Here is an 8,910-nt window from a genome sequence, read left to right as displayed (position 1 = left end):
GAATTCGCCTGCACCCCGCCGCTCGTCGAAAGGGTGATTCAGTACCGCTCGGTGTCCCACGTGGTGACCGCCCAGATGATCACCACGTCGATCGCGATGATCAGGATCGACCACAGTGGGTAGTACGGCAGCCACAGGAAGTTCGCGATGATCGACAGGGCCGCCAGGAAGATCGCGGTGATCCGGGCCCAGGTCGCGCCGGTCATCAGGAAGAAGCCGGTCAGCGCGATCAGGATGCCGATCACGAGGTGGATCCAGCCCCACGTCGTGACGTCGAACTTGTAGGTGTACTCCGGGCCGAACACGAGGACCTCGTCCTTCGCGAGCGCCGAGATGCCCTGGAAGATCTGCAGGATGCCGACGGTCAGCAGCAGGATGGCCGCCGCGATGGACGTCCCCGCGGCAAATCCCTGCTTGACACCGCTGTCGCTGTGGTTTGCCACCGAGTGGTCGGTCATGGCCGTTCCTCTCCGAGATGTGTCGTGAGTGTCCTCTTGAAGTTTCGGCAATGTCCGACCGCAAAACCTCATCCGTCGCGGGTGAGGTTCGGACGGCGGCGGCCGGGAAGCCTCGGGGGAGATTCGGGTGCTTCGGAAGGGGACCGAGATGACGGGTTGGCCGGAGACGGGCGGTGCCGCGGGCGCGCCCGAGCGGGGACTTTCCGCCGCGAAGTTCTGGCCGGGGGCCGTTGCGGCGGCGATGGTGACGGCGTTGAGCGCGCTGGTCGTCACGCTGATCGCGCGGGCCTTCGGCGTGGTTCCCATCTCCCCGCCGTGGCTCCCGGACCTGTCGCTCCCGGTCCGATTCGCGGTTCTCGGGTTCCTCGCCGCGCTGCTGGCGGCGGTCCTGCTGTACCTGCTCGAGTCGAGCACGCCCGGCGGTGTGTCGTTCTTCGGCTGGATCGTGGGGTTGCTGCTCGTTGCGGCGGTGATCCTGCCGTTCGTCTATGACGCCGTCACGGCGGACCGGGTGGCCACGGCGATCGTGCACCTGTCGATCGGCCTGCCGATTCTCGGCCTGTTGCCCGGGGTGGCCCGGCGGGCGACGGTGTGGAAATGAGGCACTCGGTCGAGGTCCCTCTGCGTGAGCAGGTCCAGGAGCCGTGGCCGCGCGGCCTGATCGTGCTGCTGGGGACGGCCGGCGCGGTGGTCGCGATCGCCGGGATCCGCGGGTTCTCCGGCATCGTCGGCCCGGTGTTCCTGGCCCTGATGCTGGTGGTCGCTGTGCAGCCGCTCGGGGACTGGCTGCAGCGGAAGGGTGCACCGAAGTGGGTGGCCGTGGTCGGGACGCTCACCACCGTCTACGTCGTGTTGCTCGGACTTGTCGCGGCGCTCGCGATCTCGGTGGCCCAGCTCGCGACGCTGCTGCCGCAGTACGCCGACAAGGCCGACAAGCTGGTCGCCGACGTGGAGTCCTGGTTCGGGCGGTTGAACATCGGGGCCGAACAGCTGGACAAGGTGCTCTCGAGCATCGACTTCGGCAAGGTCGTCGGGCTGCTCGACGACGTGCTTGTCGGGCTGCTCGGCGTGTTCTCGAACCTCTTCTTCATCCTCGCCCTGCTGATCTTCATGGCGATGGACGCAAGCTCGTTCGGCGCCCGGATGCGCGCGGTCGCGTTCGCCCGACCCGACATCGCCTACGCGTTCTCCGCCTTTGCATCCGGCACCCGCAGCTACCTGATCGTGTCGACCGTGTTCGGGTTGATCGTCGCGGTGATCGACTCACTTGCACTGTGGGCGCTGGGCATTCCGCTGCCGCTCCTGTGGGGCCTGCTCTCGTTCATCACCAACTACATCCCGAACATCGGCTTCGTCATCGGATTGGTCCCGCCCGCACTGATCGCGCTGCTGCAGGGCGGACCGATGTTGATGCTGTGGGTGATCGTCGTCTACAGCGTCATCAACGTCGTCATCCAATCGGTGATCCAGCCGAAGTTCGTCGGCGACGCGGTGGGGTTGTCGGTCACGGTGACGTTCCTGGCGCTGGTGTTCTGGGGCTGGGTGCTTGGCCCGCTCGGTGCGCTGCTCGCGATTCCCGCGACACTGCTGACCAAGGCGTTGCTGCTCGACATCGATCCGTCGACGCGGTGGGCGAACGCACTGATCTCCGGGGCCGCGCCATCAGCGGAGGAGTTGCTGACCGCCGAGGAGGAGGCGGCGGAGGCGACACGGGAACTGCAGGCCGCGGCCGCGGAGGAGGTCGCCGACGCCGTCGACGATGCGGCCGAGGGCGAGCCGAACGAAGTGGGGCGCAGCGGGGCCGACGACCGCGGGGTCGAAGACACCGAGGTTCGGCGCACCGGGGTCGAAGACACCGACGTTCGGCGCATCGGGGGCGAAGACACCGACGTTCGGCGCAGCCTGTAGGTGGCAGACTCTTCCGGCATGGGCTACCCGGACGACGCGCTCGCCGCCGACGAGGAACTGTTGCTGCACCGCCATCCGCACTGGAAGATGCTGGTGCTGCCGGCGATCACGTTCGTCGTCGGGACCGCTGTCGCCGGGTTCGTCGGCGGGCTGGTGCAGGACCGGCTCGACGGCACCGCGCGGACGGTGGTGTTGCTGATCGTTCTGCTCGCGTGGGTGGCCGTCGTGGCCTGGCGGTGCGTCGCACCGTTGATCACCTGGAAGTCCACGCATTTCATCGTCACCGACCGGCGGGTGCTGATCCGGCAGGGAGTGTTCACCCACAGCGGTATCGACATCCCGATGGGCAGGATCAGCAACGTGCAGTTCCGGCACGGCCTGATCGACCGGATGATGCGCACCGGAACCCTGGTGATCGCGTCGTCGGCGGACGATCCGCTCGAATTCGACGACATTCCCGACGTGCAACGCGTCCACTCGCTGCTCTACCACCAGGTGTTCGACGCGATGCAGTTGCACCAGGACGACCGCCCACAGCAGGGCGGTGCGCATCAGGGCGGCGGCGCGACGGACTTCGGTGGGCGTGCACCGGACGCGGGGAGCGGCGACGAGCGTCCGCCGCGCCGGGGCTGGCGTCGCTGATCTGCCGTTCGGCATCTCACCCGGCGGGGCGGCTCCGTAGGGTGGGCCCGTGACTGCCGTACTTCTTGCCGAGGACGATGAGGCCATCGCCGCGCCACTGTCGCGTGCACTGGGCCGTGAAGGCTACGACGTGACCGTCGAGGAGGCCGGGCCGGCCACCCTCGACCTGGCCCTGAGTGGCTCGTTCGACCTACTGATCCTCGATCTCGGGCTGCCGGGGATGGACGGCCTCGAGGTGTGCCGGCAGCTGCGCGCCAACGGGTCGGAGCTCGCGGTGCTGATGCTCACCGCCCGCACCGACGAGGTGGACTTCGTCGTCGGTCTCGACGCGGGCGCCGACGACTACGTCGGCAAACCGTTCCGGCTGGCCGAACTGATGGCCCGGGTGCGGGCACTGCTGCGCCGACGCGGCGGCCCCGAGGACTCGACCCTCGAGGTCGGTGACATCCGGCTCGAGCCCGCGGCCCGGCGGGTGCTCGTCGGGGGCAGCGAGATCTCGCTCGCCAACAAGGAGTACGAGCTGCTCAAGGTGCTCATGGACCACGCCGGTGAGGTCGTCTCCCGCGACGTCATCCTGCAGGAGGTGTGGGGTGACGCCGACCTGCGCGGTTCCAAGACCCTGGACATGCACATGTCCTGGCTGCGCCGAAAGATCGGCGACGAGGGGCCGATCGGGGAGCGGCGCATCGCCACCGTGCGCGGTGTCGGATTCCGCCTGAACAACTGAGCGGGAGGGCAGCGTCGTGCGCCGCCGCATCCAACTGTCCATCATCGCGGTGGTCCTGGTCACCGGACTGCTGCTCGGTTTGCCGCTCACCTACACCGCGTGGCTGTGGGTGGAGGACTTCACCCGCAGTGACCTGCAGGCGCGGCTCGATCGGATGTCCGCCGAGATCATCGCGCAGGAGGGGCAGACCGGACTGATCGAGGGCACCCTCGATGTGAGCTCGCTGCGGGTGGCCGTTCCCGACGGGGGCCGCCTGACGGTGATCTACCCGACCCCGGAGAACCCGGAAACCCGCGTCGATATCGGAGCGGACACGGTGGACGCGCCGCTCGTCGAGGCGATCTCGATGGGACGCTCCGGATCGTTGCGCCTGGAGACGCCGTCCGCGTCGATGCGGATCCTGCAGCAGCAGGCCGTCGGGGCGGTCGGGTTGGTCGTGCTGGCCTCCCTCGCGGCGGGTACCGCGGTCGCGACGGTCACCGCCCGGCGCCTCGCGGACCCGCTGCAGGACGTCGCCGACCGCGCGGCGCGCCTGGCCAAAGGTGACTTCCGTACCGATGTCCGCCGCTACGGGATCCCCGAGCTGGACCGGGTTTCCGATGTCCTGGACTCGGTCACGATCGAGATCGCGGGCCGGCTGCAACGCGAGCGTGCCCTCGTCGGCGACGTGTCCCACCAGCTGCGGAGCCGGCTGACGGCGGTGCGCCTGCGGCTCGACGAACTGTCGGTGCACCCGGACCCGGACGTCGTCGACGAGGCGAACGCGGCGATGGCGCAGGTGGACCGGCTGACCACGGCGATCGACGAGCTGGTCAGGTCGGCGCGCAGTGACGGGCAGGACCGGCAGGCGCTGGAGGTGATTTCGGAGCTCGCCGCCGTCGTCGCCGAGTGGCAGCCCCAGTACGAGCAGGCCGGGCGGTCGCTGGTGCTGCGCGGTGACCGGCAGGTGCGGACGGCCGCGACCCCGTCCCGGTTGCGGGAGTCGGTCGCGGTCCTCGTCGACAACGCGCTGATGCACGGCGCGGGCACGTGCACGGTGGTGGTGCGGCTCGTCCCTGGAGTGGGGCCGCGACGGGAGGCGATGGTGTGCGTGGAGGTCGGGGACGAGGGGGAGGGCGTCAGCGATCAGCTGGCCCCGCACATCTTCGACCGCGGGTTCTCCGCGGGCGGATCCACCGGTGTCGGGTTGGCGCTCGCGCGAGCGCTCGTCGAGGCCGACGGCGGGCGACTGGACCTGCAGCGGCGCCGGCCGGCGCTGTTCGCGCTGTTCCTGCCGACGGAGCGGAAACCGGACGCCGGGGCCTCGTCGGAACCGCGGTGAGCGCCGGCGGTCGCGTCAGGGGGTGGTGGGTTCCGACTGGGCGAGTTCGTCCGGTGTCGGGTCGTAGTCGTCCGCGCCGCCGCGGGCGTTCTCCTCGGGGAAGGCGAATCGGCGCAGCGCCCAGAACCGGAACGCCATCTGCAGCAGGTTGCCGATGATGTAGTTGAGCACGAAGTCGATGATCACGACCGTGGTCACACTGGTCCGGTCGGCGCGGATGTCGAACACGTTGTTCGCGATCCACAGCGGCGCCGCGGCGATGCCGACACCGATCAGGCTGATGACGAAGAACAGGATCGCCTCGTGGTGGCGTTCGCGCCCGCCGCGGTTCTTGAAGGACCACTCGCGGTTGAGAACGTAGCTGAGGACGGTGGCCATCACGCCGGAGATGATCTTGGCGACGACCGGCTTCTGCTCCAGAACCGTGAGGCTCAGGGTGTAGAAGATGGCCAGGTCGAAGACCATGGTGGTGCCGCCGACGATCGCGAACTTGATCAGTTCACGATGACGCACCACGACGTCCCGTAACGGTGTGGGCACGCGGCTGAGCGCCTGATCGACAAAAGACACAGCAGGTCATTCTACGAACCCGCTCCGGCGAGTCCCGACCGGACACTCCGAACACAGGTCGTTCTCAGGTTCGCGGTGACCGGCGACACCTGCGGGGCGACCACCGTGCCGGTCGTGACACCATGGACACCCGTGAGCGTTGATTCCGGATCCCAGGCCCGCCCCTCGACCCCCCGCGGCTCGAACGCCGCGATGCCGGTGGTCGCGATGATCGGTGGGGGCCAGCTGGCCCGGATGACGCACCAGGCGGCGATCGAGCTCGGTCAGTGCCTGCGGGTGCTCTCCGGCGGACCGGACGAGCCGGCCGCGCAGGTCAGCGCCGACGTGGTGCTCGGCAGCCACACCGATCTGGACGCCCTGCGCACCGTCGCCGTCGGGTCGTCGGCGCTGACGTTCGACCACGAGCACGTCCCCACCGACCACCTCGACGTGCTGGTGTCGGAGGGTGTGAACGTGCAGCCGCCGCCGCAGGCGCTGATCTACGCGCAGGACAAGCTCGCGATGCGCCGCACCCTCGCCGAGCTCGGTGCACCGGTCCCGGCGTTCGCCGAGGTCACCTGGGCTGGTGACGTGGAGAAGTTCGCGAACGAGCACGGCTGGGACATCGTGCTAAAGGCGGTCCGCGGCGGCTACGACGGCCGTGGCGTGTGGATGCCGTCCGACGCCGAGGAGGCGGAGGCGATCGTCGCCGAACAACTCGACAAGGGCGTCACCCTGATGGTCGAGCAGAAGGTCCCGATGCGCCGGGAGTTGTCGGCGATGGTGGCCCGTTCGCCGTTCGGGCAGGGCGCGACGTGGCCGGTTGTCGAGACCGTGCAGCGGCAGGGCCAGTGTGCGGTGGTGATCGCACCGGCGCCGGATTTGTCCGACGAGGTGGCCGAGCAGGCCGAGCAGATGGCGTTGCGGATCTCGGCGGCGCTCGGCGCGACCGGCGCGATGGCCGTCGAACTGTTCGAGACCGTCGACGGCCGGCTGATCGTCAACGAGCTCGCGATGCGGCCGCACAACTCCGGGCACTGGACCCAGGACGGCGCCCGGACCTCGCAGTTCGAGCAGCACCTGCGCGCCGTTCTGGACTACCCGCTCGGTGATCCGGCGCCGATCGCGCCGGTCACGGTGATGGCGAACGTGCTCGGTGCCCCCGAGGCACCCGAGATGAGCATGGACGAGCGGCTGCACCACCTGTTCGCGCGGATGCCCGACGCGAAGGTGCACCTGTACGGCAAGGGTGAGCGCAAGGACCGCAAGATCGGGCACGTGAACGTGGTCGGTGCCGCATCCGGCTCGCTCGACGACCCGGAGTACGTGGCCGCGGTCCGTGAGCGCGCGGAGCGGGCGGCGCACTGGCTCTCGCACGCGGTGTGGACCGACGGCTGGGATCCGCACGCCGCGCACTGAGCGGGCGCGGGCTGGGAATGGTCGGTGCCCTTCCCGCCCTCACGACACGAACCTTCACGACACGAACTTCACGACTGGGAGACGCGATGACGGAGCAGCAGGGACCGCTGGTCGGCCTGATCATGGGCAGCGACTCGGACTGGCCGACGATGGAAGCCGCTGCCGAGGCATTGGCGGAATTCGGGATTCGGTTCGAGGTCGGTGTGGTGTCCGCGCACCGCACCCCGCAGCGGATGCTCGACTACGCGAAGGACGCGGCGGGCCGCGGCATCCGGGTGATCATCGCCGGCGCCGGCGGCGCCGCGCACCTGCCGGGCATGGTCGCGTCCGCGACGCCGCTGCCGGTGATCGGTGTTCCGGTTCCGCTGAAGTACCTCGACGGCATGGACTCGCTGTTGTCGATCGTGCAGATGCCGGCCGGTGTGCCGGTGGCGACCGTCTCGATCGGTGGCGCCCGCAATGCCGGACTGCTCGCGGCGCGGATCATCGGCACCGCCGACCCCGCGGTCCGGGAGGCGATGGAGCGGTTCCAGTCCGGCCTGGAGTCGATGGTGCTGGAGAAGGACGCGGCGCTGCGCGCGAAGCTGTTGGGCTAGCCGGTCGGATTCGGCCGGGTCGATACGGCTTGGTCGATTCGGTCACGCGCCACCGGTGGCCGGGGTTAGATTCGCAGGGACGGTTTTTCGTATCACCCTGTAACGGAACCAGCCCTGTCGTGTAACGAGCCCTGGAGTGTCGCCATGCCCGCACCGCTCGACGAGTACCCCATCCACCAGACGCCGCTGCCGATGTCGCGGGTCGTCTCCAGCGACAAGAACTTCTACGACCGCTCCTACTTCAACGCGCTCGATGTGGGAAGTGACCTGTTCCTGGTGACCGGGTTCGGGGTGTACCCGAACCTCGGCGTCACCGATGCGTTCGCCACCGTCCGCAAGGGCGACCGGCAGGTCGCGGTGCGATTCTCCGACGCGCTCGAACACCGTTCGCTCGACCTGAAGGTCGGCGGGTACCGCATCGAGGTGATCGAGCCGCTGCGGAAGTTGCGGGTGGTGTGCGAGGGCGACGACGCCGGTGGGCTCGGCTTCGACCTGACGTGGGAGGGAACGTGCCCTGCCGTCCAGGAGCAGCCGCACCTGCTGACGAACGGACTGCGGCCGCAACTGGAATCGAGCCGGTTCGCGCAGACCGGGGCGTGGTCGGGGGTGCTGTCGGTCGACGGCGAGGACGTCGCGGTCACCCCGGACCGGTGGATGGGCACCCGCGACCGGTCGTGGGGTATCCGTCCGGTCGGCGACCCGGATCCGGCGGGCCGGCTGGTGGAGAACCCGTCGGAGGGGTTCTGGTGGCTGTACGTGCCACTGCGCTTCGAGGGCTTCTCGGTGATCGTCATCGTGCAGGAGAGTCCCGACGGGTTCCGCACGCTGAACGACGCCACCCGGATCTGGGATGACGGCCGGGTCGAGCAGCTCGGCTGGCCGCGGGTCGACTTCAAGTACGCGTCCGGAACCCGGCGGGCGCTGGCCGCGACGCTGAACATGACGGCCGCGGACGGCAGCCCGGTGACGATCGAGGTCACCCCGCGCACCGGGATCGCGCTGCACGTCGGCGCCGGCTACGGCGGCGACCCGGAGTGGTCGCACGGTCAGTGGCGGGGCCGGAACTGGTCGGAGCGGGCCGTCTACGACCTCACCGATCCGGCGATCGCGGGCCGAATCCCGTTCGGCGTCAGTGATTTCTCCGCCTCCGCCACCTGCAACGGCGTGCCCGGCGCGGGTCTGTTCGAGCACGCAAGCATGGGGCGTCACGACCCGACCGGCTTCGCCGACTGGTCCTCCGTCGCACCGTAGGCGCCTGTGCGCCTTTTCGGTGGCTCCAGCCACCGAAAA

The 8,910-nt window shown here is 69.3% G+C and carries 10 protein-coding genes; 8 read left to right on the top strand and 2 right to left on the bottom strand.

Annotated features, from left to right (window positions below; translation table 11 throughout):
* Positions 1-38: 38 nt before the first annotated feature.
* The gene (locus tag ACWDU4_RS27975; protein ID WP_450117218.1) at positions 39-458 is read right to left on the bottom strand and encodes a DUF7144 family membrane protein; all 420 of its coding nucleotides are present in this window, start codon (positions 456-458) and stop codon (positions 39-41) included.
* 148 nt (positions 459-606) lie between these two features.
* Here ACWDU4_RS27975 and ACWDU4_RS27970 point away from each other — a divergent pair, with 148 nt between their 5' ends.
* From ACWDU4_RS27970 to ACWDU4_RS27950, 5 genes are read left to right on the top strand one after another with little or no spacing between them, the layout of a single operon-like run.
* Positions 607-1,059: a DUF6069 family protein gene (locus ACWDU4_RS27970; protein ID WP_450117217.1), complete on the top strand. Its 453-nt coding sequence runs from the start codon at positions 607-609 to the stop codon at positions 1,057-1,059.
* Positions 1,056-2,366 carry an AI-2E family transporter gene (locus tag ACWDU4_RS27965; protein ID WP_450117216.1) on the top strand — a complete coding sequence of 437 codons (1,311 nt, stop codon included), beginning with the start codon at positions 1,056-1,058 and terminating at the stop codon, positions 2,364-2,366. The genes ACWDU4_RS27970 and ACWDU4_RS27965 overlap by 4 nt, the downstream gene beginning before the upstream one ends.
* 18 nt (positions 2,367-2,384) lie before the next feature.
* Positions 2,385-3,008 (top strand): PH domain-containing protein, encoded by a 624-nt coding sequence (locus ACWDU4_RS27960; RefSeq protein ID WP_450117219.1) that lies wholly within the window; start codon positions 2,385-2,387, stop codon positions 3,006-3,008.
* 49 nt (positions 3,009-3,057) lie between these two features.
* On the top strand, positions 3,058-3,735 hold the full coding sequence (locus ACWDU4_RS27955) for a response regulator transcription factor (protein WP_450117215.1): 678 nt from the start codon (positions 3,058-3,060) through the stop codon (positions 3,733-3,735).
* 16 nt (positions 3,736-3,751) lie between these two features.
* Entirely contained in the window at positions 3,752-5,056 is a 1,305-nt protein-coding gene (locus ACWDU4_RS27950) for a sensor histidine kinase (RefSeq protein ID WP_450117214.1), read from the top strand.
* Between the two features lie 15 nt (positions 5,057-5,071).
* Here ACWDU4_RS27950 and ACWDU4_RS27945 read toward each other — a convergent pair whose 3' ends face one another.
* A complete protein-coding gene (locus ACWDU4_RS27945) occupies positions 5,072-5,626 on the bottom strand; it encodes a GtrA family protein (RefSeq protein ID WP_450117213.1) in 555 nt (184 codons plus the stop codon).
* 132 nt (positions 5,627-5,758) lie between these two features.
* Here ACWDU4_RS27945 and ACWDU4_RS27940 point away from each other — a divergent pair, with 132 nt between their 5' ends.
* The 3 genes from ACWDU4_RS27940 to ACWDU4_RS27930 all read left to right on the top strand — a co-directional run bounded on the left by ACWDU4_RS27940 (position 5,759) and on the right by ACWDU4_RS27930 (position 8,871).
* Positions 5,759-7,024: a 5-(carboxyamino)imidazole ribonucleotide synthase gene (locus ACWDU4_RS27940; protein ID WP_450117212.1), complete on the top strand. Its 1,266-nt coding sequence runs from the start codon at positions 5,759-5,761 to the stop codon at positions 7,022-7,024.
* 86 nt (positions 7,025-7,110) lie between these two features.
* Positions 7,111-7,620, top strand: a complete 510-nt coding sequence (gene purE, locus ACWDU4_RS27935; RefSeq protein WP_450117211.1) for a 5-(carboxyamino)imidazole ribonucleotide mutase — start codon at positions 7,111-7,113, stop codon at positions 7,618-7,620.
* A gap of 144 nt (positions 7,621-7,764) precedes the next feature.
* Positions 7,765-8,871, top strand: coding sequence for a hypothetical protein (locus ACWDU4_RS27930; protein ID WP_450117210.1), 1,107 nt, complete (start codon positions 7,765-7,767; stop codon positions 8,869-8,871).
* Positions 8,872-8,910: the final 39 nt, after the last annotated feature.

The sequence above is a fragment of the Rhodococcus sp. NPDC003348 genome (genome assembly GCF_053589375.1).
This window is presented reverse-complemented; position numbering and strand designations above follow the sequence as displayed.